The sequence below is a fragment of the Roseateles sp. P4_D2 genome (assembly GCF_056401875.1).
This window is the reverse complement of sequence record NZ_JBFUIM010000003.1, coordinates 223,179-247,068: the sequence shown is the minus strand read 5'-3', so window position 1 is coordinate 247,068 and position 23,890 is coordinate 223,179. Positions and strand designations below refer to the sequence as shown.

18 protein-coding genes, 7 tRNA genes and 1 pseudogene are annotated in these 23,890 nt (G+C 64.4%); 5 read left to right on the top strand and 21 right to left on the bottom strand.

From position 1 onward, the window contains the following. Positions 1-57: 57 nt before the first annotated feature. From AC1DW0_RS06890 to rimP, 8 genes and pseudogenes are all read right to left on the bottom strand, one after another. Complete coding sequence (locus AC1DW0_RS06890) at positions 58-1,173, bottom strand: enoyl-CoA hydratase/isomerase family protein (protein ID WP_457355797.1); 1,116 nt, start codon at positions 1,171-1,173, stop codon at positions 58-60. Then, the gene (locus AC1DW0_RS06885; RefSeq protein ID WP_477945225.1) at positions 1,170-2,039 is read right to left on the bottom strand and encodes a DMT family transporter; all 870 of its coding nucleotides are present in this window, start codon (positions 2,037-2,039) and stop codon (positions 1,170-1,172) included. The genes AC1DW0_RS06890 and AC1DW0_RS06885 overlap by 4 nt, the downstream gene beginning before the upstream one ends. A 103-nt stretch (positions 2,040-2,142) precedes the next feature. Further along, positions 2,143-3,966, bottom strand: a complete 1,824-nt coding sequence (gene typA / locus AC1DW0_RS06880) for a translational GTPase TypA (protein WP_056196714.1) — start codon at positions 3,964-3,966, stop codon at positions 2,143-2,145. A 24-nt stretch (positions 3,967-3,990) separates the two neighbouring features. Beyond that, positions 3,991-4,947, bottom strand: coding sequence for a tRNA pseudouridine(55) synthase TruB (gene truB / locus AC1DW0_RS06875; protein WP_056196710.1), 957 nt, complete (start codon positions 4,945-4,947; stop codon positions 3,991-3,993). Continuing rightward, complete coding sequence (rbfA, locus tag AC1DW0_RS06870) at positions 4,940-5,320, bottom strand: 30S ribosome-binding factor RbfA (protein WP_457390026.1); 381 nt, start codon at positions 5,318-5,320, stop codon at positions 4,940-4,942. The genes truB and rbfA overlap by 8 nt, the downstream gene beginning before the upstream one ends. 101 nt (positions 5,321-5,421) lie before the next feature. Continuing rightward, positions 5,422-8,424 carry a translation initiation factor IF-2 gene (gene infB, locus AC1DW0_RS06865; RefSeq protein ID WP_056196705.1) on the bottom strand — a complete coding sequence of 1,001 codons (3,003 nt, stop codon included), beginning with the start codon at positions 8,422-8,424 and terminating at the stop codon, positions 5,422-5,424. A gap of 46 nt (positions 8,425-8,470) precedes the next feature. Further along, entirely contained in the window at positions 8,471-9,949 is a 1,479-nt protein-coding gene (gene nusA, locus AC1DW0_RS06860; protein WP_457355792.1) for a transcription termination factor NusA, read from the bottom strand. Positions 9,950-10,065: 116 nt separating this feature from the next. Further along, positions 10,066-10,572, bottom strand: a pseudogene (rimP, locus tag AC1DW0_RS06855) (ribosome maturation factor RimP); the annotation flags it as partial. A gap of 250 nt (positions 10,573-10,822) precedes the next feature. On the opposite strand from rimP, the gene fabI reads away from it, so the two are divergent. Then, positions 10,823-11,605, top strand: a complete 783-nt coding sequence (fabI, locus tag AC1DW0_RS06850) for an enoyl-ACP reductase FabI (protein ID WP_056196698.1) — start codon at positions 10,823-10,825, stop codon at positions 11,603-11,605. Positions 11,606-11,687: 82 nt separating this feature from the next. Here the strand turns inward: fabI and AC1DW0_RS06845 are convergent, their stop codons facing one another. Further along, on the bottom strand, positions 11,688-13,961 hold the full coding sequence (locus AC1DW0_RS06845) for an arginine/lysine/ornithine decarboxylase (RefSeq protein ID WP_056196695.1): 2,274 nt from the start codon (positions 13,959-13,961) through the stop codon (positions 11,688-11,690). 121 nt (positions 13,962-14,082) lie between these two features. On the opposite strand from AC1DW0_RS06845, the gene AC1DW0_RS06840 reads away from it, so the two are divergent. Both AC1DW0_RS06840 and AC1DW0_RS06835 read left to right on the top strand, forming a co-directional pair. Further along, positions 14,083-14,511, top strand: coding sequence for an NfeD family protein (locus AC1DW0_RS06840; protein WP_056196692.1), 429 nt, complete (start codon positions 14,083-14,085; stop codon positions 14,509-14,511). A 30-nt stretch (positions 14,512-14,541) separates the two neighbouring features. After that, the gene (locus AC1DW0_RS06835) at positions 14,542-15,459 is read left to right on the top strand and encodes an SPFH domain-containing protein (RefSeq protein ID WP_056196690.1); all 918 of its coding nucleotides are present in this window, start codon (positions 14,542-14,544) and stop codon (positions 15,457-15,459) included. A 286-nt stretch (positions 15,460-15,745) separates the two neighbouring features. Here AC1DW0_RS06835 and AC1DW0_RS06830 read toward each other — a convergent pair whose 3' ends face one another. Further along, a complete protein-coding gene (locus tag AC1DW0_RS06830) occupies positions 15,746-16,462 on the bottom strand; it encodes a helix-turn-helix transcriptional regulator (RefSeq protein WP_056196685.1) in 717 nt (238 codons plus the stop codon). A 77-nt stretch (positions 16,463-16,539) separates the two neighbouring features. On the opposite strand from AC1DW0_RS06830, the gene AC1DW0_RS06825 reads away from it, so the two are divergent. Both AC1DW0_RS06825 and AC1DW0_RS06820 read left to right on the top strand, forming a co-directional pair. Continuing rightward, complete coding sequence (locus AC1DW0_RS06825; RefSeq protein WP_056196681.1) at positions 16,540-16,914, top strand: hypothetical protein; 375 nt, start codon at positions 16,540-16,542, stop codon at positions 16,912-16,914. A 50-nt stretch (positions 16,915-16,964) separates the two neighbouring features. Further along, a tRNA-Ser gene (locus AC1DW0_RS06820) sits at positions 16,965-17,054 on the top strand. Between the two features lie 483 nt (positions 17,055-17,537). On the opposite strand, the gene AC1DW0_RS06815 is transcribed toward AC1DW0_RS06820, so the two are convergent. From AC1DW0_RS06815 to AC1DW0_RS06765, 11 genes are all read right to left on the bottom strand, one after another. After that, positions 17,538-17,614 (bottom strand) — tRNA-Asp (locus AC1DW0_RS06815). Between the two features lie 112 nt (positions 17,615-17,726). Then, positions 17,727-17,802, bottom strand: a tRNA-Glu gene (locus AC1DW0_RS06810). Positions 17,803-17,850: 48 nt separating this feature from the next. After that, positions 17,851-17,926 (bottom strand) — tRNA-Ala (locus tag AC1DW0_RS06805). Positions 17,927-18,001: 75 nt separating this feature from the next. After that, a tRNA-Asp gene (locus AC1DW0_RS06800) sits at positions 18,002-18,078 on the bottom strand. A 52-nt stretch (positions 18,079-18,130) separates the two neighbouring features. After that, positions 18,131-18,206, bottom strand: a tRNA-Glu gene (locus tag AC1DW0_RS06795). Positions 18,207-18,256: 50 nt separating this feature from the next. After that, positions 18,257-18,332 (bottom strand) — tRNA-Ala (locus AC1DW0_RS06790). Between the two features lie 76 nt (positions 18,333-18,408). Continuing rightward, the gene (gene gltX / locus AC1DW0_RS06785; RefSeq protein WP_056196678.1) at positions 18,409-19,812 is read right to left on the bottom strand and encodes a glutamate--tRNA ligase; all 1,404 of its coding nucleotides are present in this window, start codon (positions 19,810-19,812) and stop codon (positions 18,409-18,411) included. Then, entirely contained in the window at positions 19,809-21,035 is a 1,227-nt protein-coding gene (locus tag AC1DW0_RS06780; RefSeq protein WP_056196674.1) for an O-succinylhomoserine sulfhydrylase, read from the bottom strand. Before AC1DW0_RS06780 ends, gltX begins: the two co-directional genes overlap by 4 nt. 11 nt (positions 21,036-21,046) lie before the next feature. After that, on the bottom strand, positions 21,047-22,558 hold the full coding sequence (gene purF, locus AC1DW0_RS06775) for an amidophosphoribosyltransferase (protein ID WP_056196671.1): 1,512 nt from the start codon (positions 22,556-22,558) through the stop codon (positions 21,047-21,049). A gap of 11 nt (positions 22,559-22,569) precedes the next feature. Then, a complete protein-coding gene (locus tag AC1DW0_RS06770; protein ID WP_477862512.1) occupies positions 22,570-23,112 on the bottom strand; it encodes a CvpA family protein in 543 nt (180 codons plus the stop codon). Between the two features lie 6 nt (positions 23,113-23,118). Next, positions 23,119-23,889 carry an SPOR domain-containing protein gene (locus tag AC1DW0_RS06765; protein WP_477945224.1) on the bottom strand — a complete coding sequence of 257 codons (771 nt, stop codon included), beginning with the start codon at positions 23,887-23,889 and terminating at the stop codon, positions 23,119-23,121. Position 23,890: the final 1 nt, after the last annotated feature.

The window sequence follows — 23,890 nt, the reverse complement described above, 5'->3', positions numbered from 1 at the left end:
CGCGAGTGTGTGGAGATGCCCGCGCCAGGCCAACCCCCGATCCAGGGGGCGACAGCTTCAGCTCAGGTCGCGCAACGGATGCTCGTTCGCAGGCCAGGGACTGACGAAGAAGGCGGCCACCTCACCCGCGTCCAGATCGGCGACCGAGGCTGGGCTCCAGCGCGGTGCGTGATCCTTGTCGACCGCCAGCGCGCGAATGCCTTCGACGGTCTCGCTGCGGGCCGCGCCGCGCAAATGGAAGGCGTGGTGCACCAGATCACGCTCCAGGCGCAGATCGTCGGCCAGGCCGAGCTTGCGGCCGCGGCGCACAAGCTCCAGCGTCACCGCCATCATGGTTGGCGAGCGGGTCAACAGCGTCTCGCGGGTCTGGTGCGCCCAGTCGTCATCGGCCGCGGCCAGGGATGCCAGGATGCCGGCCAGTGTCGGCTCGCCAAAATGGCGGTCGATGCGTTCGGCGGCGGCCTTGGGGTCGGCGGTGGGGGCGAGATCGGCACACTCCATGACGGTCGCGATGACGTGCTCGGCGCTGGGCTGGGGGCTGGCCCTCAGCGCTTCGACAAGGTCGGCCCATTGCGCCGCCGGCACATAGACGTCGCCCAGGCCCCATTCGATGGCGTCGCCGGCCGCAATGGCCTGGCCGGTCAGTGCCAACCATTCGCCGACGTGGCCGGGGCATTGGGCGAGGAAGTAGCCACCACCGACATCGGGAAAGAGGCCGATGCCGGTCTCGGGCATCGCCAGCTTGGAGCGCTCGGACAGCACGCGCAGCTTGGCGCCCTGGCTGATACCCATGCCGCCGCCCATGACGATGCCATCCATCAGCGCGATATAGGGCTTGGGGTAGTGGTGGATCAGGTGGTTGAGGCGGTATTCCTCAGTGAAGAAGTCTTCCAGCGCCGGGTCACCGGCATGAGCGGCCTGGTGGAAGAAGCGGATGTCGCCGCCCGCGCAGAAGGCCGGCGCCTTGCCTTCGCGGCCCGCGCCGAGCACTGCGACGGCCTGGATCTCCGGTCGAGACGCCCAGTGGCGCAGCAGCGCCGTCATGTCGCGGATCATGGCCAGCGACAGCGCATTCAGCGCTTGCGGGCGGTTCAGCGTGATGAGGCCGAGACAGCCGTTGACGTCGGCCAGGATATGGCCGTCAGACACCAGGGTCGGGATCAGGTCACTCATGCGTTATTCAAGGAGGCGGGTTTGACAGTAGGAGGCGCCAGCGCTTCGTTGGCGATCAGCGCCGCAAGCACGAGGCTACCGCCGATCAGGGCCGCGCTGCCTGGGTGTTCGCCCGCAAAAGCCCAGGCCCAAAGCACGCCGAGCAGGGTTTCCGCCTGGCCGAGCAGGGCCAGTTCGTGGCCCGGCAGCTCGCGCGCCAGGCGCACGGCCAGCAGACAGGGAACGGCAAGCTGGAAGACGCCCAGAAAACCCAGCAGGGACAGGTCGTGCGCACTGGCCTGCAACGGCCAGGCCAGCGGCAGTGTGGCGGCCATGGAGATGAAGGCGCCAATGAGGACGGCAGGGAGCATGTCACCGCCCTGCCCCACCTTCTGCAACAGGCACCAGTTCGATGCAGCGGCCAGCGGCACGCCCAACGCGACGAAGACACCCAGTAGCGGCCCGCCAAGCTGGCCGCCAAACATCCACGCGATGCCCGCGCCAGCCACGGCAATGGCCCACCAGGTGCGGGCCGGAATCGGCTGATGCAAAAAGAGCCGCGCAAATATCGCCGTGAACAGCGGTGACAGCGACATCGTGACCAGCACATTGGCCACCGTCGTCAGCGACAGCGCGACCATGAAGGCCGTGAACATGACAGCCCAGCACAGGCCTGAGGCCCAGACCGCGCGGCCCTTCAGGCTGCCGAACAGCGCCCTGCCCCGCATCACGCCAAGGATGAGCACCAGCGCCAGCGCATTGAACGCACTGCGCCAGAACGTGATCTCGAAGCCCCGCGCCGCATCTAGATGCCGCGTGACCACGCCCGCCGAACTCCACATCAGCGTGACCAGCAGCATCAGCAAAACAGCAGACCGGTGGCTCATCAACGAAGAGCGCCCCTTTCGGGGCGCGGGCAATCAACTGACTAGAACCCCCTCCTGGAGGGGGGCTGGGGGGAGCTCAAGGCGCCGCACCAGCGAAAGCGTGTCAGCTCCGCTGAGCACGCTTTCGCTCGTTCTCGGACAAGAAGCGTTTGCGAACCCGCACGCTCTTGGGCGTGATCTCGACCAGTTCGTCGTCGTCGATGAAGTCGACGCCGTACTCCAGCGTCAGCTCGATCGGCGGCGTGACCTTGATCGCATCTTCCTTGCCGGAGACGCGGAAGTTGGTCAGCTGCTTGGTGCGGGTCGCGTTGACGACCAGGTCGTTGTCGCGGTTGTGGATGCCAACGATCATGCCTTCGTAGACCGGGTCGTTGGGCTTGACGAACATGCGGCCGCGATCGTCCAGCTTGCCCAGGGCGTAGGTGAAGATTTCGCCGTCGTCCATGGAGATCAGTACGCCGTTCTTGCGGCCGCCGATGTCACCCTTGTGGGCCTCGTAGCCGTCGAAGATCGACGAGATCAGGCCCGAGCCGCGGGTCAGGTTCATGAACTCGTTGCTGAAGCCGATCAGGCCACGGGCCGGGATGCGGTACTCCAGGCGCACGCGGCCATGGCCGTCCGGCTCCATGTTGAGCATTTCGCCCTTGCGCAGGCCCAGCGCCTGCATGACGCCGCCCTGGTGGATTTCTTCCACGTCGGCGGTCACCAGCTCCATCGGCTCCTGCTTTTCGCCGTCGACGTCCTTGAACATCACGCGCGGCTTGGAGACGGCCAGCTCATAGCCTTCACGGCGCATGTTTTCCAGCAGGATGGTCAGGTGCAGTTCACCGCGGCCGCAGACCTCGAAGATGCCGTCTTCGTCGGTCTCCTTCACGCGCAGAGCCACGTTGTGCTGCAGTTCCTTCTGCAGGCGGTCCCAGATCTGGCGGCTGGTGACGAACTTGCCTTCGCGGCCGGCCAGCGGGCTGGTGTTGACGCAGAAGTTCATCGTCAGCGTCGGCTCGTCGACCTTCAGCATGGGCAGCGGCGACGGGTTGGCCGGGTCGGTCACGGTCACGCCGATGCCGATGTCCTCGATGCCGTTGATCAGCACGATGTTGCCCGGGCCGGCGTCGGTGACCTGCACGCGATCCAGGCCGTGGAAGGTCAACACCTGGTTGATGCGGCCGTTGACGGCCTTGCCGTCCGGACCTTCCATCACGACGACCTGCATGCCGGTCTTGATGGTGCCCTGGCTGATGCGGCCCACGCCGATGCGGCCGACGAAGGTGGAGAAGTCCAGCGCCGAGATCTGCAGTTGCAGGGGTGCAGCGGGATCACCCGACTGGGCGGGCACGTGCTTCAGCACCGTGTCGAACAGGGCCGACATGTCGGGGCCCCACTGCTCGCCAGGCGCGCCTTCGGTCAGCGAGGTCCAGCCGTTGATGCCGGAGGCGTAGACGACCGGGAAGTCGAGCTGCTCGTCGGTGGCGCCCAGCTTGTCGAACAGGTCGAAAGCGGCATTGATGACGGCGTCGGGCTTGGCGCCCGGCTTGTCGACCTTGTTGACCACGACGATGGGCTTGAGACCCAGCGCCAGCGCCTTCTTGGTCACGAAGCGCGTCTGCGGCATCGGGCCTTCCTGGGCATCGATCAGCAGCACCACGCCATCGACCATGGACAGGGCGCGCTCGACTTCGCCGCCGAAGTCCGCGTGTCCGGGCGTGTCGACGATGTTGATGTGCGTGCCGCCCCACGACACCGCGCAGTTCTTGGCCAGGATGGTGATGCCACGCTCGCGTTCGATGGCGTTGCTGTCCATGACGGTGTCGACGACCTTTTCGTGGTCGGCGAAGGTACCGCTCTGGCGCAGGAGCTGGTCGACCATGGTGGTTTTGCCGTGGTCGACGTGGGCAATGATGGCAATGTTGCGGATCGGGGTGGTCATGGTGATGCTTGGAAGAAAACCGGGTCAGGCGGAAAGCAGAGCCTGGACCTCCGGCGGGGTCAACAGGCGGTCGGCGATCAGTTCGCCAGAGGAGATGTGGGCGCTGCCGAGGAAGGCGCGGGGTTCGGGGCCGTAGACGCGCACGCGCTCGGCGTCGGCGGCCGTCACGCGACGGCGCAGCCCAGACAGGAAGCGTGCGGCCTCGTCGGCAGGCAGACGAAGCTCGGGGGCTTCGGCCAGCAGGCGGTCGGGTGAGGTCAGCAGCGCGGCGCGTTGTTCTTCGGGCAGGGCTTCCAGGCCGCTGAGCGTGATGCTGCCGTCCAGCGTCAGGCTGCCGGAGCCCGTGCGGCGCAGTGCGGCAAGTGAAGCGCCACAACCGAGTGCAGTGCCAATGTCCTCGGCCAGCGTGCGGATGTAGGTGCCTTTGGTGCAACGGACATCGAGGGTCACGGTACCAGCCTGCACGCTGACGATGTCGATGGCATGAATCGTCACGCGACGGCTCTTGCGCTCGATCTCGATGCCGGCGCGGGCGTATTCGTACAGCGCCTTGCCCTCGTGCTTGAGCGCCGAGTACATCGGCGGCATCTGGTCGATCTCGCCGGTGAAGGCGGCACAGGCGGCAGCGATCTGCGCTTGCGTGATGCCGTCGGCGTCACGGCGCTCCAGCACCTCGCCTTCGGCGTCGCCGGTGGTCGTGCGGATGCCCAGCGCCAGGGTTGCGAGATAGCGCTTGTCGGCATCCAGGCTGACCTGGCTGAACTTGGTGGCCGCGCCAAAGCACAGCGGCAACAAGCCCGTCGCCAGGGGATCCAGCGTGCCGGTGTGGCCGGCCTTCTCGGCGCGCAGCAGCCACTTGGCTTTCTGCAACGCGTCGTTGCTCGACAAGCCCAGCGGCTTGTCGAGCAACAACACGCCATGCAGCGGGCGACGCTGGATGCGTACCCGAGCAGGCCTCGCAGTGACGACAGCCTCAGTCATTCGGCTCCTCGTCTTCTATTGCGCGTGTCGCGTTGGCCCTGTTGATCAGCGCACTCATCTCGGCGGCACGCTCGATGGTGCGGTCGAACTGAAAGTGCAGCGTCGGCACCGTGTGGATCTGCAGGCGCTTGAACAGGCCGTTGCGCAGGAAACCCGCGGCCTCGTTCAGCGCTTCCTGCGTTTCCTTCGGGTCACCGACCAGTACCGAGAAGAACACCTTGGCATGGGCGTAGTCGGGCGTGACCTCGATCGCATTGATCGTCGCCATGCCGATGCGCGGATCCTTGAGCTCGCGGATCAGCTCCGCCAGATCACGCTGGATCTGGTCGGCGACTCGGAAAGCTCGGTTGGGGATGGCGCGTTTGTGTCTCATGGCAGGTTTCCTGATCAGGCTGTTTGCGCGGTTCACGCGCGGACAGCCAACAAAGAACAAACCCCGCCCCGAGGGGCGGGGTTAACCCTCGGGATTGGAGGTCAGAGCGTGCGGGCCACTTCCTTGATCTCGAAGAATTCGAGCTGATCACCTTCCTTGATGTCGCTGTAGTTCTTGAGCTTGATACCGCACTCGAAGCCTTCCTTGACTTCGCGGACGTCGTCCTTCTCGCGACGCACCGAGTCCACCTCGCCCGTGTAGACGACGGTGTTCTCGCGCAGCAGTCGGAAGCGAGCGCCACGGCGAACCAAACCGCTGGTAACCATGGAGCCGGCCACCGTGCCGATCTTGGAAGCGACGAACACGACGCGGATCTCGGCGGTACCCAGCGCTTCTTCGCGCTGCTCGGGCGCCAGCATGCCGGACATCGCCTTGGTCACGTCATCCACAGCGTCGTAAATGATGCTGTAGTAACGCAGATCGACCGCGTTGCCTTCGGCCAGCTTGCGCGCACCGGCATCGGCCCGCACGTTGAAGCCGATGATGACGGCCTTGGAGGCGATGGCGAGGTTGATGTCGCTCTCGCTGATGCCGCCGACCGCCGCGTGGACGATCTGCACCTTGACCTCGGCGTTGCTGAGCTTGAGCAGCGAAGCGGCCAGCGCTTCCTGCGAGCCCTGCACGTCGCTCTTGATGATCAGCGGCAGCGTCTGCACGTCGCCGGCGCCCATCTCGCTGAACATGTTCTCCAGCTTGGCAGCCTGCTGCTTGGCCAGTTTCACGTCGCGGTACTTGCCCGAACGGAAGGTCGCGACCTCGCGGGCGCGGCGTTCGTCGCCCAGCACCATGAACTCATCGCCAGCTTGCGGCACTTCGGTCAGGCCCTGGATTTCGACCGGGATGGACGGGCCAGCCTCGGTACAGGCCTTGCCGTCTTCGTCCAGCATGGCGCGAACGCGGCCGAACGTGGAGCCCGCCAGCACGACGTCGCCGCGCTTGAGCGTGCCGCTCTGCACCAGCACCGTCGCAACCGGGCCGCGGCCCTTGTCCAGCTTGGCTTCGATGACCAGGCCCTTGGCCATCGAGGCCACCGGCGCCTTCAGTTCCAGCACTTCGGCCTGCAGCAGCACTTGCTCCAGCAGGTCGTCAATGCCCTGGCCGGTCTTGGACGACACGCCGATGAAGGGCGACTCGCCACCGAATTCTTCCGGCACGACCTGTTCGGCCACGAGCTCGCTCTTCACGCGCTCGACGTTGGCGTCGGGCTTGTCGATCTTGGTCATCGCGACCACGATCGGCACGCCAGCCGCCTTCGCGTGGTGGATGGCTTCCTTGGTCTGGGGCATGACGCCGTCGTCGGCCGCGCAAACGAGGATGACGATGTCGGTTGCCTTGGCACCGCGGGCACGCATCGCCGTGAAGGCCGCGTGACCCGGGGTGTCCAGGAAGGTGATCATGCCGCGCGGCGTATCGACGTGATAAGCGCCGATGTGCTGCGTGATGCCACCAGCCTCGCCTGCGGCGACGCGGGCACGGCGGATGTAGTCCAGCAGCGAGGTCTTGCCGTGGTCGACGTGGCCCATGACGGTGACGACCGGGGCGCGCGACAGCGACTCGTGCTCCTGCTCGGCGGTGCCCTCTTCTTCCAGGAAGGCGTCCGGATCGTCCAGCTTGGCGGGGAAGGCCTTGTGACCCATTTCCTCGACCAGGATCATGGCCGTCTCTTGGTCCAGCTGCTGGTTGATGGTGACCATCTGGCCCAGCTTCATCAATTGCTTGATGACCTCGGCGGCCTTGACCGACATCTTGTGGGCGAGGTCGGCCACCGAGATCGTCTCGGGGACGTGCACCTCTTGGATCTGCATCTCTGCAGGTGCCTGGAAGTTGCCTTGGCCATTGCCACCACGGTCATTGCCGCCACGACGGCCACCGGCACCTCCGCGCGCCGGAGCACGCCAGTTGCCGCCGCCACCCGGGCGGTTCGCGCCGGCGGGGCCGGCGCCGATGGTCTTGAGGCCACGCTTCTTGGCGGCGTCATCGGCCCAGCTGGATGACAGCTTCTCGGACTTGACCGACTTCTTGTCGCCCGGCTTGCCGGCGCCTGCGCCGGCTGCAGCAGGTGCTGCGCCCGGCGTGCCGGCCTTCTTGTGGATGGTGCCCTTGATGCCCGCGGCGGCTTCGGCCGGCTTGGGCTCTTCGGGCTTCTTCGCGACCAGCACCTTTTTGGGTGCATTCATCATCGCGCGGATCTTGGCGGCCTCGTCCTCGGCGGCCTTGCGGCGGCGGGCCAGGTCGTCCTGCTTCTGCTTCTCTTCGGCAGCGGCATCGACGGCCTTGACGACGCGCAGCGCCGGCTTGGCCACTTCGGGCGCGGGCGGTGGCGGGGCGACGACTTCAGGCGCAGGTGCGGGCGGCGGCGGCGCAACGACTTCAGGCTCGGGCGCAGGCGCGGCGGCCTTGGCACCGCGCTTGGAGGCGGCCTTGTTGATCGCGGCAGCTTCGGCGGCGGCAGCAGCGGCATTGCGCTGGCGGGCCTCGGCCTGCTCGACGGGCGTGACCTCCGGCTTGGCGGCGGCAGCTGCAGCGGCAGCTTCGGCAGCGGCCTTGGCGGCGGCTTCGGCGGCAGCCTGCTCCTCGGCGCGGCGCGCCTCGGCAGCTTCACGCGCGGCGCGCTCGGCGTCCTCGCGAGCCTTCACCTTGGCGGCGAGTTCCTCTTCCTGGGCACGCAGCGCGGTGGCTTGGGCCTGGGCTTCTTCCTCGCGGCGCACCAGTTCGGCGTCGTCGGGGCCGGCAGCGACCTCGTCGTCACGCTTGACGAAGGTGCGGGTCTTCTTGACCTGGACCTGGATCGTGCGGGCCTTGCCACTGGCATCGGCTTGCTTGATCTCGGTGGTCGACTTCTTGACGAGCGTGATCTTCTTGCGATCCGCACCGGCAGTGCCGTGGGAAGAGCGCAGGTGGTCGAGCAGGCGTTCCTTGTCGTTCTCGCTCAGCGAGTCGTCGACGGAAGACTTCTTGACGCCCGCGGCATGCAGCTGCTCCAGCAGCGTGCCCGCCGGCTTGCTCAGCTCGGCGGCGAATTGGGCGACGGTAGTCACGGCCATGTGGGGATCCTTCAAATTACTTTCGGTGCGGCGCGGCGTGTGTTGATCAGGCGTTGAACCAGTGTTCGCGGGCCTTCATGATCAGCGCGCGCGCAGCGGCCTCGTCTTGGCTGGTCAGCTCGACCAGTTCGTCGACAGCCAGGTCGGCCAGATCGTCACGGGTGTTGATGCCGCCTTCAGCCAGCTTGCTCAACAGTTCAGGGGTCACGCCTTCGAGATCGCGCAAGTCCTGCGAGACCTCTTCGACCTTCTCTTCGCGGGCGATTTCCATCGTCAGCAGGGCATCCTTGGCACGGGTGCGCAGCTCGTTGACGGTGTCCTCGTCAAAGGCCTCGATCTCGAGCATTTCCTGCATCGGCACGTAGGCGACTTCTTCCAGGCTGGTGAAGCCTTCGGCGATCAGGATGTCGGCGACTTCGGCGTCGACGTCGAGCTTCTCGACGAAGAGCTTGCGAACGCTCTCGGCCTCGACCTCGTGCTTGGCAGCCGATTCCTCGGCCGACATGATGTTGATGCGCCAGCCGGTCAGCTCGGACGCCAGGCGCACGTTCTGGCCGCCACGGCCGATGGCGATGGCGAGGTTTTCCTCGTCAACGACGACATCCATGGCATGGCGCTCTTCATCCACGACGATGGATTGCACATTGGCCGGGGCCAGCGCGCCGATGACGAACTGGGCCGGGTCTTCGCTCCACAGCACGATGTCGACGCGCTCGCCAGCAAGTTCGGTCGTCACGCCGTTGACGCGCGAACCGCGCACACCGACGCAGGTGCCGATGGGGTCGACACGGCGGTCATGGCTGATGACGGCGATCTTGGCGCGCGAACCGCTGTCGCGGGCGCAGCTCTTGATCTCCAGCAGGCCTTGTTCGATTTCCGGCACTTCCTGGGCGAAGAGTTCCTTCATGAACTCAGGGCTGGAGCGCGAAAGCATGATTTGCGGGCCGCGCTGGGTCGGGTCCACACCGAGGATGACGGCGCGCACGCGGTCACCGGTGCGCAGGTTCTCTTTCGAGATCATTTCGCTGCGCTTCAGGCGCCCTTCGACGCGACCGCTTTCGACAATGATGTCGCCCTTGTCCAGGCGCTTGACCGTGCCGACGAAGATCTTCTCGCCGCGCGACATGAAGTCGTTGAGCAGCTGCTCGCGCTCGGCGTCACGGATCTTCTGCAGGATGACCTGCTTGGCGGCCTGTGCGCCGATGCGGCCGATGGGCAGGGACTCGACGGGTTCTTCGATGTGGTCGTCCACCTCGATGTCGGAGATCTGTTCCTGGGCTTCAAACAGCAGGATTTCGGCGTCGGCGTTCTGCAGACCGGCCTCGTTGGGCACGACATGCCAGCGGCGGAAGGTCTCGTACTCACCCGATTCGCGATCCACACTGACGCGGATGTCGGCCTCAGCGCCGTAAATCTTCTTGGTGGCCGAGGCCAGCGCGGCTTCCACCGCACCGAACACGACATCGCGCTCCACGCTCTTCTCGCGCGAGATCGCGTCCACCAGCATCAACATTTCGCGGTTCATTGCTTGAGACCTCCGTCAACCTTGTCTTGGCCGGGCGCCGCATCACTGGGCGCGCCCGCTTGTTTCTTGAGTGCTGCTTTTTTCGGCTTGATGACACCACGCTGGCCGGGCTTGCGGTCAGGCGCCGGTTCGCCGCCACGACCCTTGAAGCTGAACGACGGCACGAGGCGTGCCTCGCGCACCTCGTCGAGCGTGAAATCAAGCGCCTGATCGGCCTCGCCGTCGTCGAACACCAGGCGCCAGGCTTGGTCGTCCGCCGCATCCGGCTGCGCGCTGACCACGCCGCGGTACTTCTTGCGGCCCTGGAAAGGCGCTTTGAGCGTGATATCGATTTCCTGGCCGACAAAGCGCGCGTAATGCGCGGCCTTTTTTAACGGCCGATCCAGACCCGGTGAAGACACTTCGAGCCGGGAATATTCCAAACCCTCGACCTCGAGCACATACTGCAGCTGTCGGGTGACCTTTTCGCAGTCATCCACATCGATCAGCTCGCCGGCATCCGCCCCAGCGTTCAGCCTGTCAATCGTCACGCGCAGCGTTCCACCACTGGCACTGCGTTCGCAGTCCACGAGTTCGTAACCGAGTCCGGTCACGGTCGTTTCCACAGCGGTTTGCCAACTCATTCGGGGTGTGCGGTCTTCGGTCGAAAGAAAATCGAAAAAGCAAAAAAAATGGGCTGGATGAATCCGCCCACTCGTTCACCTGATATCGCGCCCCGGGGGATGTCGTCCGGGGCTCGTTGAAAGACTCTTTGCAGAGTTCTCTCATTTCTGGTGAAGCTCGGATTGTACTGTGCAAGTCCCATGCCGGCAAGCCGCTACGCCCTGCGCGTGCCAGAATCTGAGGCTGTTTGAGACCTCACAGGAGACAAGAATGGGCTTTCTCGCCGGCAAGCGGCTGCTGATCACGGGCGTGCTGTCCAACCGCTCCATCGCCTACGGCATTGCCCGGGCCTGCCACCGCGAAGGTGCCGAGTTGGCGTTCAGCTATCAGGGCGAACGTTTCAAGGACCGCATCAGCGAGTTCGCTGCCGAATTCGGCTCCAAACTCATTTACGACTGTGACGTGACCAGCGACGAGCAGATGGAGGCGTTGTTCAACCAGCTCGGCGAGGTCTGGCCGGAGTTCGACGGTTTCGTCCATTCCATCGGCTTTGCGCCTCGCGAGGCGATTGCCGGCAATTTCCTGGACGGCATGACGCGCGAGAACTTCCGCATCGCCCACGACATTTCGGCCTACAGCTTCCCCGCCATGGCCAAGCTGGCCGCCCCGCGCCTGCGCCCCGGCGCCGCCCTGCTCACACTGAGCTACCTGGGCGCCGAGCGCTACGTGCCCAACTACAACACCATGGGCATGGCCAAGGCGGCGCTGGAGGCCAGCGTGCGCTACCTGGCCCACGACCTCGGCGCCAAGGGCGTGCGAGTCAACGGCATCTCTGCCGGCCCAATCAAGACGCTGGCAGCCTCCGGCATCAAGGACTTCGGCAAGTTGCTGAGCCAGTTCGCCGCCTCGGCGCCGATCCGGCGCAACGTGACCATCGAGGACGTCGGCAACGCCGCTGCCTTCCTGCTGTCCGACCTGGCCGCCGGCGTCAGCGCCGAGATCATGTATGTCGATGGCGGCTTCAGCCATGTCGCACTCGCCGGCGGCGAGTGATCAAGTGAGGTCGCGGCATGGCGTGCGTCGCGACCTGGCGTACCACGAGAAACCGCGCCGGCGGATGGGCGCAGCGGCCTGATCAGGCCTTCACGCAGTCCACGTAATACCGGCCGCGACCGGTCTCTTCGTCCACTTCATGGACAAGGCCGTGGACGTCGGTCGCGAAGCCCGGAAACTTCGCATTGAAGCTGCGCGTGAACTTCAGGTAATCGACGATCTTCTTGTTGAAGCCCTCGCCAGGAATCAGCAGCGGGATGCCGGGCGGATAGGGCGTCAGCAGCGAGGTCGTGATGCGCCCCTCCAGGTCGTCGATGCCGACGCGTTCGGTCTTGCGCTGTGCGATATGGGCATAGGCTTCCGTCGGCGTCATCAGCGGCTGCAGATTGGACAGATACATGTCCGTCGTCAGGCGTGCAATGTCGCCTTCGGCATAGGCCCTGTGAATGGACTGGCAGAGGTCGCGCAGGCCCATGCGCTCGTACTTCGGGAACTTCGCGCAGAACTCCGGCAGGATGCGCCACAGCGGCGCGTTCTTGTCGTAGTCGTCCTTGAACTGCTGCAACGCAGTCAACAGCGTGTTCCAGCGGCCCTTGGTGATGCCGATGGTGAACATGATGAAGAAGGAATACAGCCCCGTCTTCTCGACGACGACACCATGCTCGACGAGGAACTTGGTGACGACCGAGGCCGGGATGCCCGTGGTGGCAAAGCGCCCTTCCATGTCCAGCCCGGGCGTGATGATGGTGGACTTGATCGGGTCCAGCATGTTGAAGCCCTCGGCGAGCGCGCCGAAGCCATGCCAGTCCTCGTCGGCGTGCAGCATCCAGTCCGCCGACACGGGCTCGCTGCCCTGGTCATCCTGCGCGCGCAGGAAGTCCGGCCCCCAGACCTTGAACCACCAGTCGTCGCCATAGTCCGACTCGACCTTGCGCATGGCACGGCGGAAGTCCAGCGACTCGCGGATGCTTTCCTCCACGAGCGCCGTACCGCCGGGCGGCTCCATCATCGCCGCAGCCACGTCGCAGCTCGCGATGATCGAGTATTGCGGCGAGGTCGACGTATGCATCAGGTAGGCCTCGTTGAAGAGATGCTTGTCCAGCTTGACGCTTTGCGAATCCTGCACGAGCACCTGCGAGGCCTGCGAGATGCCAGCCAGCAGCTTGTGCGTGGATTGCGTCGCGTAGACCATGGCTTCCTTCGGGCGCGGACGGTTCTTGCCCATCGCGTGGAACTGCCCGTAGAAATCGTGAAAGGCCGCATGCGGCAGCCAGGCCTCATCGAAGTGCAGCGTCGGGATGTAGCCGTCGAGCTTCTTCTTGATGGTTTCGGTGTTGTAGAGCACGCCGTCATAGGTGCTCTGCGTCAGCGTGACGATGGAGGGCTTGACCGTGGCAGCGTCGATGTGCGCCAGCAGCGGGTTGGCGGCGATCTTGGCGCGGATGGTCTCCGGACTGAACTCGCTCTCGGGAATGGGCCCGATGATGCCGTAGTGGTTGCGCGTCGGCGTCAGGAAGACGGGGATGGCGCCACACATGATGATGGCGTGCAGATTGCTCTTGTGGCAGTTGCGGTCGATGACGACGACGTCGCCGGGCGCCACCGTGTGGTGCCAGACCATCTTGTTGGACGTGGACGTACCGTTGGTGACGAAGAAGCAGTGATCGGCGTTGAAGATGCGCGCCGCGTTCTTCTCGCTGGCCGCGACCGGACCGGTGTGATCCAGCAGTTGGCCGAGCTCTTCAACGGCGTTGCACACGTCAGCGCGCAGCATGTTCTCGCCGAAGAACTGGTGAAACATCTGCCCCACCGGGCTCTTCAGGAAGGCGACGCCGCCCGAGTGGCCTGGGCAATGCCAGGAGTAGGAGCCGTCCTGGGCGTAGTCCATCAGCGCCTTGAAGAACGGCGGTGCCAGGCCATCGAGATAGCTCTTGGCCTCACGGATGATGTGGCGGGCTACGAACTCCGGCGTGTCCTCGAACATGTGGATGAAGCCATGCAGTTCGCGCAACACGTCGTTAGGCAGATGCTGGCTGGTGCGCGTCTCGCCATAGACGTAGATGGGGATGTCCGGGTTGCGGTTGCGGATCTCCTGGATGAACTTGCGCAGATTCAGCACGACAGGGTCCATCTCGGGCCCCGCGGTGAATTCCTCGTCGTCAATGGACAGGATGAATGCCGAGGCGCGGCTTTGCTGCTGGGCGAACTGCGACAGATCGCCGTAGCTCGTCACGCCCAGGACTTCCATGCCCTCCTTCTGGATGGCCTCGGCCAACGCGCGGATGCCCAGGCCCGAGGTGTTCTCGGAGCGGTAATCCTCATCGATGATGACGATGGGAAAGTGAAAACGGATCATCGGCGGCCTCCAGCGGGCGGGCATCAAAAAACGAAGCGGCGAAGTGTAGGGCCGCAGCATGTCCCACTCGCGTCAGCGCAGTCTATAAACTGACCCGACAACACTTACCTGGGGAGACAAGATGGAATGGAACTGGGCCACCGTCTGGTGGATCGCTGCAGGAGCGCTCGTCGCGGCCGAATTGGCCAGCGGCACCTTCTATCTGCTGATGCTGGCCGTGGGCGCCATCGCCGGTGCGCTGGCGGCTCATCTCGGCGCGAGCTTGACCGCACAAGTGCTGACCGCCGCCGTCACGGGCGGCGCAGCGGTCGTGGGCTGGCACCTGCGGCGCAGCCGCATGCCCGCAGCCGCTCCCGCTGCAAGCAACCCAGATGTCAACCTCGACATCGGTCAATCCGTCCAGGTCGAGACCTGGTCAACCGACGGCCGGGCCAAGGTGCAATACCGCGGCGCTGCCTGGCAGGCACGCTTTATCGGCAGTCCGCCGGCCCAAAGTGGCCGGCATGTGATTCGCGCGGTCGAAGGCAGTTGTCTGCTCCTCGATCGCTGAGCCTGCAAACCAACAACACCGGGAGGCCTCATGGGGTTCCAAATCGCACTCGTCATCCTCGTCATCGCGGCCATCTTCGTGGCGCGCTCCATCAAGGTCGTCCCGCAGCAGAACGCCTGGGTGGTGGAGCGCCTGGGCAAATACCACGGGACGCTCACACCGGGGCTCAACTTCCTCGTGCCCTTCGTCGACCGGCTGGCCTACAAGCACTCACTGAAGGAGATCGCGCTCGATGTGCCCAGCCAGGTCTGCATCACCAAGGACAACACCCAGTTGACGGTTGACGGCATCCTCTACTTCCAGGTCACCGACCCCATGCGGGCGAGCTACGGCGCGAGCAACTATGTTGTCGCCATCACGCAATTGGCGCAAACGACGCTGCGCTCAGTCATCGGCCGCATGGAGCTGGACCGCACCTTCGAGGAGCGCGCCGTCATCAACACGTCCGTCGTCGAGGCCCTGGACGAGGCGGCCTTGAACTGGGGCGTCAAAGTGCTGCGCTACGAGATCAAGGACCTGACGCCGCCGCCAGCCATCCTGCATTCCATGCAGGCTCAGATCACGGCGGAGCGCGAGAAACGCGCGCTGATTGCGGCGTCAGAAGGCCGGCGCCAGGAGCAGATCAATATCGCGACCGGCGAACGTGAGGCGGCCATTGCACGCTCGGAGGGTGAGAAGCAGGCCGAGATCAACCAGGCACAGGGCCAGGCCGCAGCGATCACCGCTGTGGCGGACGCGACTTCGGACGCCATCCGCAAGATCGCAGCGGCCATCCAGCAGCCGGGCGGTGATCAGGCTGTGCAGCTGAAGGTCGCCGAGAAGGCTGTCGACGCCTATGCCCAGCTCGCTCAGAAGAACAACACGATGATCGTGCCGGGCAATATGACGGAAGTCGCTGGTTTGATCGGCACCGCCATGGCGTTGTTCAAAGGCGGCGCAAAGGCCTGAGGCCCAGAACAAAAAAGCCCGCGAGGGCCCTGAACAAGGGCAGTCGCGGGCGCAAGACGTTCGGGGGGCGCCGAACGAAAGCGATGGAGGTGTCGCTTTTCCTAAGATCTGCTCAGAGGATCGGGATCAATTACCCGTAATCGGGAAGCCGAGCAGTTCTGCGAGAACTTCCCAGAAAGAAACTTTTTCCATTTGCACCGTCCGGCTAGCAGCGTTGAGATGGCGCGCAGTGTGTAGGACGGGCAGACAACAGAGAACTACAAACCCTGGTAGGGCCGGTAGCCGGTCAGAGCAGCCCCAGCTCCATCGCCTTCAGCACGGCTTGGTGCTTGGTGGACACGTCGAGCAGCTTGAACAGTTGCTTCATGTGGTAGTTCACCGTGTTCTCGCTGATGCCTAGCAGGCTCCCGACAACCCAGGCGCTCTTGCCCTCCATCGTCAGCTTCAGGATCTCAAGCTGTCGTGACGGAAGCTGCACCGCAGGTTGTGCCGATCTCTTGGACACAAGCAGCCGCCCTGCAGCGTCCTGTGCATGAACGGCGAGCAATTGCAAGTCCGCGATCATCCGATTCAGCTTGATCGGATCTTTGGGCAAGGGTGCGTCCCGATCGAGCCCGAGAAGCAACCGGCGGTAGCCAGGCATTTGGACACCTACGGCAACACCGGTCCGGTAGCCGAACGGTGCATACATCTCCCACAACTCGCCTGCACCGGCGTCCACGTAGAAAGCCTGGTCGTAAATCAGCGGTTTGGTCAGGCTCGCCAAACGTTGATGCACGGGGTCGCGTTGCGCGTAGCTGTTGTCCCTGGAAATCTCCAAGAAAGCCTCAGGCGTGTTGCCTACGGCGACGTACTCAGTCTTCGCACCCGGCCCACGGTGCTCGATGGCCAGCACGCCAACGACCAGACCGAAATCTAGGTCATTCGCGAAGGCGATCAGCCCCTGTCGAAAAGACGTGAGATCTGCTGCTTGACTGACTTGTTCGTACCGCTGGAGGTTCATGCGCTACTAGGGTTGGTAGGCGCAGTGCGGCCTCGACGAACGCAAACTGCAAACCATCCAAATGACGGGAGATCCGAATGCAGATGGCAGCCTGGCAACTGATGGCCTGCGAGACGGTCGTCAAGACTGTAAACGAGTTTGAAAAAGTGACAGACGACCTGCGTCAAATCGGAAGCAGTGTCAGAGTGCACGATGCACGTTCCGGGCTGCGATGTGGCCAGGAAGTGTGGGCTGCACTGGCCGATGGCGAAGCCATCCAGATTGCATGGGAATGGACGGAGATCCAGCCTGACGTCGTGGCGCTGTTCGACCCGATGAACATCTTGTGCAACGTCGCGCTGATTGACGGCCACGGGCATGAGCTGGCGCGTTCGCGGCGCATGCTGCACCTCAACAATGTCGTGCACCAGCTCGACTGGCGCGGCGCCCTGGACTGGCGCAGCAGCAACTGACGGAATGTCGCCTTCGTGAGCACGCAATAGGTTATGATTGTTGGCTTGCAGGAGAGGTGGATGAGCGGTTTAAGTCGCACGCCTGGAAAGCGTGTGTGGGCTAATACCCACCGCGGGTTCGAATCCCGCCCTCTCCGCCAAAGTATGAACGGGCCCACTGGGCCCGTTTTGCTTTTCTGGCTCATGACTGATCGACATTCAGTCGCAGTTCAGCCCACAGAAAGCGCAGTTCGTCGCGTCAAGGTGGCCCGCTGTCCGACCTTGCTCAACACTTCAGTCTGCGCCCTGCCGATGAGCAAGGCTGGAGCCGGAGATGCCAAGAGTGAAACAGGGATGGTGGTGCTTGAGCTTGACGCTCGGATTGCTGATCGGCGGCATGCCGGCAAAAGCCAGTGAGGTTGTCAAGCTCGCTCGCCTCGTTGTCAGTGGCAAGCGCGGTCCCGCCGAAGCCCCACGGGCCGCGCCGGCTGAACAGCGCCCTGCCGGCCCAGCCAGCCCACAGATTCATGGCACCGGCGGGAATGACGACGCTGGCACAGCGCCCGCCCCGGCCCGCGGCCTCGTCTCCTAAGCAGCCAAGTAAAAATGCCCCGAAACCTATGGTTTCGGGGCATTGCTGTTTTTGGCGGAGTGGACGGGGCTCGAACCCGCGACCCCCGGCGTGACAGGCCGGTATTCTAACCAACTGAACTACCACTCCGCGTGGGATGAATTCGATACCGTCTTTCGACAATATCCAAGCTCATCAAACTTGCCCGTCTTGCGACGGGATTGCCAATCGCATTCCCATCATACGACGAGATTGCCAATATTGGCGTCCCCTAGGGGATTCGAACCCCTGTAATCACCGTGAAAGGGTGGTGTCCTAGGCCTCTAGACGAAGGGGACAGAACTTTTTAAACAAACTGCGTGCCACACAAAAACCACAAGAGTATTTGGTGGAGGTAAGCGGGATCGAACCGCTGACCTCTTGCATGCCATGCAAGCGCTCTCCCAGCTGAGCTATACCCCCGGTATAAACCGGTCGCAAAAAGCAAACGGCCAATAAATTGGCCGTTCTTTTATCGGGTGGACCCGATGGAATCCTTGGCGGAGTGGACGGGGCTCGAACCCGCGACCCCCGGCGTGACAGGCCGGTATTCTAACCAACTGAACTACCACTCCGCGTGGGATGAATTCGATACCGTCCTTCGACAATATCCAAGCTCATCAAACTTGGCGTCCCCTAGGGGATTCGAACCCCTGTAATCACCGTGAAAGGGTGGTGTCCTAGGCCTCTAGACGAAGGGGACGAAACCTTCGCAACTTGAACCGCGCGCCATCCAATAAGCCAAGGCCTTTTTGGTGGAGGTAAGCGGGATCGAACCGCTGACCTCTTGCATGCCATGCAAGCGCTCTCCCAGCTGAGCTATACCCCCGTGTTTTCGAGTTGACTGTTGTCAGTCTCTTCGTTAACAGCGCTGTTCAAGCGAGACCAAGAGTATATGACGAAATTCAAATGGAATGCAAGCGTTCGAGGACTTTTTTCTTGTCGAAGTGCTCCAGCACGGCATCCACACTCGGGGTCTGAGAACGCCCGCACACCAGCACGCGCACCGGTACCGCCAACTGCGGCATCTTCAGTCCGGTGGCCGCAAGGGTTTCCTTCAAGGCCTGCTGGATGCCGGCCTTGTTCCAGTCGGTCATGGCCGACAGTCGTTCTGCCAGCACAGCCAGTGCCGGGCGCACGGCATCGGTGATGTAAGCCGCAAGATCCTCGACCGATGGCATGACGGGCGCGAAATACATCGCGAGCCAATCGGCCAGTGCGGCGGCCGTCGCGCAGCGATCCTTGAACAGACCGACCTTGGGCTGGACCTGCTCTGCCGTGGCTTGAATACCCTTGGCCTTGAGTTGCGTGACGACAAGATCAGCCAGCCGGCCCTCATCGATCTGCTTCAGGTAATGGCCGTTGACCCAGTCCAGCTTGGCCGGGTCCCACTGCGCGGGGCTCTTGGACAGATGCGAGCCATCGAACCACGCCACCATCTGCTCGGCCGTGAACAACTCATCGTCGCCATGGCTCCAGCCCAGGCGGGCCAGGTAATTCAGCATGGCCTCGGGCAGATAGCCACCGTCGGCATAGGCCGTCACGCTTACAGCGCCGCGGCGCTTGGACAACTTCTGGCCATCGTCACCCAGGATGATGGGCAGGTGTCCAAACTGCGGCAGCGGTGCGCCCAGCGCATTGAAGATGTTGATTTGCCAGGGCGTGTTGTTGATGTGCTCGTCGCCGCGAAAGACGTGGCTGATGCGCATGTCCCAGTCATCGACAACGACGGCGAAGTTGTAGGTCGGCACACCGTCGGTGCGCACGATGATGAGGTCGTCGATCTCGCGGTTGTTGATCGTGATCGTGCCCTTGACCAGGTCGTCCCAGGTCACGTCGCCGTCGACGGGGTTGGCGAAGCGGATGACGGGCTTCACACCCTCCGGCGGGGCGGGCAGCACCTTGCCCGGCTCGGGGCGCCAGCGGCGGTCGTAGAGCTTCTTCTCGCCGCGGGCCTGCTGAGCCTCCTTCATCGCGTCCAGTTCCTCGGGCGTCGCATAGCAGCGGTAGGCCTTGCCCTCGCTGATCAACTGTTCGACGACGGCCTGATAGCGGTCCAGGCGCTGCATCTGGTAGATCGGACCCTCGTCGTAGTTCAGGCCGAGCCAGTTCATCGCCGCAATGATCTGGTCGACCGAGTCCTGCGTGGAGCGGGCCACATCCGTGTCCTCGATGCGCAGCACGAACTCGCCGCCGTGGTGCCGGGCATAGGCCCAGGAAAAAAGGGCGGTGCGGGCCGTGCCCAGGTGCAGAAAGCCGGTCGGCGACGGTGCGATGCGCGTGCGGACCTTGTCGAAAGTGGAGCTCATCGGATTTTCAAAGTGGAAAGGCCACGCAGCAGATCGTCAGTGATGTCGTCTACATGCTCGAGGCCAACGGCCAGGCGGATCAGCCCCTGCCCGATGCCGGCGGCTTGACGCTGGTCCTCGGTCAGGCGGCCGTGCGAGGTCGTCGCGGGGTGAGTGATGATGGATTTCGTATCGCCGAGATTGGTGGCGATGGACAGCACGCGCGTGCTGTCAATGACGTGGAAAGCTGCTGCACGTGCAGCTTCAGAGGTATCGGCGCGCAGGTCGAAGGACAGCACCGCCCCGCCCTGCCCGCTTTGCTGGCGCATGGCCAGGTCATGCTGAGGATGGGATGCGAGCGATGGGTAGTAGACATGGTCCACCTCCGGCTGCGCCTCCAGCCAGCGCGCAACGGCCAGGGCCTGCTCGCTCTGGGCCTTCATGCGCAGCGACAGCGTCTCCAAGCCCTTGAGCACGACCCAGGCGTTGAAAGGCGCCAGCGTCATGCCGACGGTACGCAGCACCGGGCCGAAGACATCGCGGATCAACTTGCTGGAGCCACACAGCGCGCCGGCCATCACGCGACCCTGGCCATCCATGTACTTGGTGGCCGAATGCATGACGATGTCGGCACCCATCTCGGTGGGGCGCTGCAGCGCTGGCGTCGAGTAGGTGTTGTCGACCGCCAGGATGGCGCCGGCTCCGTGGGCAATGTCCGCCAAGGCGCGGATGTCGCAGACCTCGGTCAGCGGGTTGGTCGGCGTCTCGGCGAAGAGCAGTTTCGTTGCCGCCTTGACGGCTGCACGCCATTCGGCGAGGTCAGTCTGCGAGACAAAGCTGGTCTCGACACCGAACTTCGCGAATTCCTTGGCGAACAGGTTGATGGTCGAGCCGAACACGGAGCGCGAGCAGACGACGTGATCGCCGGCCTTCAACACGCCCATGCCGAGCAGCAGGATGGCGCTCATGCCAGTGGACGTAGCGATCGCCGCCTCGGTACCCTCCAGCGCAGCCAGGCGCGCCTCCAGGCTGCGCACGGTCGGGTTGCTGGTGCGCGAGTAGGTGAAGTCCTCGGAGTTGGAGAACTTGCGCGCCGAGGTTTCCGCGTCGGGCTGGACGTAGGCCGTGGTCAGGAACAGCGCTTCGGAGTTCTCGCCATGCTGGCTAGGCGCCAGCGCCGTGCGCACGGCCAGTGTCTCCGGGCGCAGGCCCTCGGGCAAGGTGCGGCGAGCGGGGTCGCTCATGCGTTCAGCCCCTATTGCTCACTGTCGCTTTGCAGCGCCAGGCGGCCACGTGCGTCGGCGTCTTCCTCGCTGGGCTGGCTGGTGCGTTGCGCGCGCAGCGTGGCGAAGTCTTCGAGACTCACGTCACCGGTCACGTAGTGGCCGTCGAAGCAGCTTGCCTCGAAGCCGGCGAGGCCCGGGCGCAGCGCGGCGACGACGCGCTTCATAGCATCCACGTCCTGGTAGATCAGCGCATCGGCGCCGATGTATTGGCGGATCTCCTCGACGGAGCGGTTGTGTGCGATCAGTTCCTCGGTCGTCGGCATGTCGATGCCGTAGACGTTGGGATAGCGCACCGGCGGCGCGGCGGAGGCCAGGTAGACCTTGCGCGCACCGGCCTCGCGGGCCATCTGCACGATCTCCTTGGACGTGGTGCCGCGCACGATGGAGTCATCCACCAGCAGCACATTGCGGTCCTTGAACTCGACGCCGATGGCATTGAGCTTCTGGCGCACCGACTTCTTGCGCGCGCCCTGCCCCGGCATGATGAAGGTGCGGCCGACATAGCGGTTCTTCACGAAGCCCTCGCGATAGGGCTTGCCGATGCGGTGGGCCAGTTGCATGGCCGAGGGGCGGCTGCTTTCCGGAATCGGGATGACGACGTCGATCTCGTTGGGCGGCATGGTGGAAATGACCCGCTGGGCCAGCGTCTCGCCCATGTTCAGCCGCGCCTGGTAGACCGAGATGCCGTCCATCACCGAGTCCGGGCGGGCCAGGTAGACGAACTCGAACATGCAGGGGTTCAGCGTCGGGTTGTCATTGCACTGCTCGGTGTGCAGCTTGCCGGTCATGTCGATGAAGAGGGCCTCGCCGGGCGCTACGTCGCGCTCCAGCTGGTGGCCGGTGCCTTCCAGCGCGACGCTTTCGCTGGCCACCATGACCTCGCCGTTGGCCGAGCGGCCGAAGCACAGCGGGCGGATGCCGAAGGGGTCGCGGAAAGCCAGCAGGCCCTGGCCGGCGATCAGCGCGATGACGGCGTAGCTGCCCTTGATGCGCTTTTGCACCGCACGCACGGCGGAGAAGATCTCCTTGGGCGTCAGTGGCAGGTCGCGCGCGGCCAGCTCCAGCTCGTGCGCCAGCACGTTGATCAGCACCTCGGTGTCGCTCTCGGTGTTGATGTGGCGACGGTCGATGTCGAAGAGCTCGTCCTTCAGTGCATGCGCATTGGTCAGGTTGCCGTTGTGCACCAGCACGATGCCGAAAGGCGCGTTCACGTAGAAGGGCTGCGCCTCTTCCTCGCTGTAGGCATTGCCGGCTGTCGGGTAGCGCACTTGGCCCAGGCCGATGCTGCCCGGCAGCGCGCGCATGTTGCGGGTGCGGAAGACATCACGCACCATGCCGCGCGCCTTGTGCATGAAGCACTTGTTGCCCTGCATGGTGACGATGCCGGCGGCGTCCTGGCCGCGGTGCTGCAGCAGCAGCAACGCGTCATACAGGAGCTGGTTGACGGGGGAGGCAGCGAGAGCGCCGACGATGCCGCACATGGCGAGGGTCCTTAATTGGTCGATTCCGCTTCAGATGGGGTCATCGAGCGGGAAACAAATCGGGCAAGTGGTTCGGGCAGCAAGGGCGCCACGTCGAGCAGCACATCACTGAGCACGGGTGCGGCACGCGAGGCCCGCCAGGTGCTTGACTCCGCCAGGGGCGAAGCGCCAATGACGAGCACAAGCAACAGTGCGATGAAGACACCACGCAGCGCACCAAAACCGGCGCCACCCAGGCGGTCCACGATGGACAGCGGCGTGGCGTGAATCAGCGTCTTGACCAGGCGCGAGGCCAGGCTCCAGACGATCAGCACGAAAAAGAAGGCGATCGCCAGCGCGACAACATGCAGGGCGGCAGGGCCGAACTTGCTGGTCATGGAGGCAGGCAGCAGATCCTCGACGACAGGCGCCAGCGGCGACGCGGCGAAATAGGCGACCACCCAGCCGGCGAGTGACATGACCTCGAAGATCAGGCCGCGCCACAGGCCGATGCCGATCGAGATCAGCAGCACTGCCGCGAACGCGAGGTCGACCCAGCTGAGCGCGACGTCCATGGCGGGCTACAGCGTCAGGATGGCGCCGGGCAGGCCCGCGCCCTTGAGCTTGGACGCGGCGCGCTCGGCCTCGTCGCGGCTTGCAAACGGCCCCAGGCGCACGCGCACGCGGCGACCATCGGCCGTGTCCACGGCCTGGGCATAGGTCTTGAGGCCGAGCTTCTCGACCTTGCTGCGTACGTCCTGCGCGGTCTTGTTCTCACCGTAGGCACCTACCTGCACGATGAAGCGCGCGGCAGACGCAGTTGGCATGCTGGCCGAGGCCTCCTTGCCTTCCAGCAAGGCCTGGGCACGCGCACCGTCGCCGCCATGGGCCTTGGGCTTGTCGGCCGGCTTATCTGCGGGCTTCTCGGCCGGTTTTTCAGCAGGCTTTTCGGCAAGTCTGACCGGCGGCTTCTCAGCGGGCTTTTCGGCCGGCTTGGCTTCCGCAGGCACGACAGCAGGGGCCACGGCGGGCGGGGGCGTGATTTCGGGCGCGGCAGCCGTATCGGCCTGGGTCAGCGGCTCGCGAGTCGGCACGGCCAGCGGCGGCGCGGTGTCCTTGCGGGGGATGTCGATAGGCAAGTCGACGGGAATCGGCCGCGGCTGGGTTTCGAAGATCAGAGGGAAGCCGACCACACCGGCCGCCACCAGCACGGCCGCGCCGATAAGGCGGCGGCGGGCGCGCAAGCGCAGCTGCTGCACGTCGTCGGCCGCCTTGGCGCCGGACTTGGCCGACTTTTTGGGCGGCACCGCGGCGGCGGTGTCATCGCGCTTGAGAAAGGAAAACAGGCCCATC

Excerpts from the sequence above, each read along its gene's own strand:
- AC1DW0_RS06890 (WP_457355797.1), bottom strand. The coding sequence starts at position 1,173 with ATGAGTGACCTGATCCCGACCCTGGTGTCTGACGGCCATATCCTGGCC.
- AC1DW0_RS06885 (WP_477945225.1), bottom strand. The coding sequence starts at position 2,039 with ATGAGCCACCGGTCTGCTGTTTTGCTGATGCTGCTGGTCACGCTGATG.
- typA (WP_056196714.1), bottom strand. The coding sequence starts at position 3,966 with ATGACCACCCCGATCCGCAACATTGCCATCATTGCCCACGTCGACCAC.
- truB (WP_056196710.1), bottom strand. The coding sequence starts at position 4,947 with ATGACTGAGGCTGTCGTCACTGCGAGGCCTGCTCGGGTACGCATCCAG.
- rbfA (WP_457390026.1), bottom strand. The coding sequence starts at position 5,320 with ATGAGACACAAACGCGCCATCCCCAACCGAGCTTTCCGAGTCGCCGAC.
- infB (WP_056196705.1), bottom strand. The coding sequence starts at position 8,424 with ATGGCCGTGACTACCGTCGCCCAATTCGCCGCCGAGCTGAGCAAGCCG.
- nusA (WP_457355792.1), bottom strand. The coding sequence starts at position 9,949 with ATGAACCGCGAAATGTTGATGCTGGTGGACGCGATCTCGCGCGAGAAG.
- fabI (WP_056196698.1), top strand. The coding sequence starts at position 10,823 with ATGGGCTTTCTCGCCGGCAAGCGGCTGCTGATCACGGGCGTGCTGTCC.
- AC1DW0_RS06845 (WP_056196695.1), bottom strand. The coding sequence starts at position 13,961 with ATGATCCGTTTTCACTTTCCCATCGTCATCATCGATGAGGATTACCGC.
- AC1DW0_RS06840 (WP_056196692.1), top strand. The coding sequence starts at position 14,083 with ATGGAATGGAACTGGGCCACCGTCTGGTGGATCGCTGCAGGAGCGCTC.
- AC1DW0_RS06835 (WP_056196690.1), top strand. The coding sequence starts at position 14,542 with ATGGGGTTCCAAATCGCACTCGTCATCCTCGTCATCGCGGCCATCTTC.
- AC1DW0_RS06830 (WP_056196685.1), bottom strand. The coding sequence starts at position 16,462 with ATGAACCTCCAGCGGTACGAACAAGTCAGTCAAGCAGCAGATCTCACG.
- AC1DW0_RS06825 (WP_056196681.1), top strand. The coding sequence starts at position 16,540 with ATGCAGATGGCAGCCTGGCAACTGATGGCCTGCGAGACGGTCGTCAAG.
- gltX (WP_056196678.1), bottom strand. The coding sequence starts at position 19,812 with ATGAGCTCCACTTTCGACAAGGTCCGCACGCGCATCGCACCGTCGCCG.
- AC1DW0_RS06780 (WP_056196674.1), bottom strand. The coding sequence starts at position 21,035 with ATGAGCGACCCCGCTCGCCGCACCTTGCCCGAGGGCCTGCGCCCGGAG.
- purF (WP_056196671.1), bottom strand. The coding sequence starts at position 22,558 with ATGTGCGGCATCGTCGGCGCTCTCGCTGCCTCCCCCGTCAACCAGCTC.
- AC1DW0_RS06770 (WP_477862512.1), bottom strand. The coding sequence starts at position 23,112 with ATGGACGTCGCGCTCAGCTGGGTCGACCTCGCGTTCGCGGCAGTGCTG.
- AC1DW0_RS06765 (WP_477945224.1), bottom strand. The coding sequence starts at position 23,889 with ATGGGCCTGTTTTCCTTTCTCAAGCGCGATGACACCGCCGCCGCGGTG.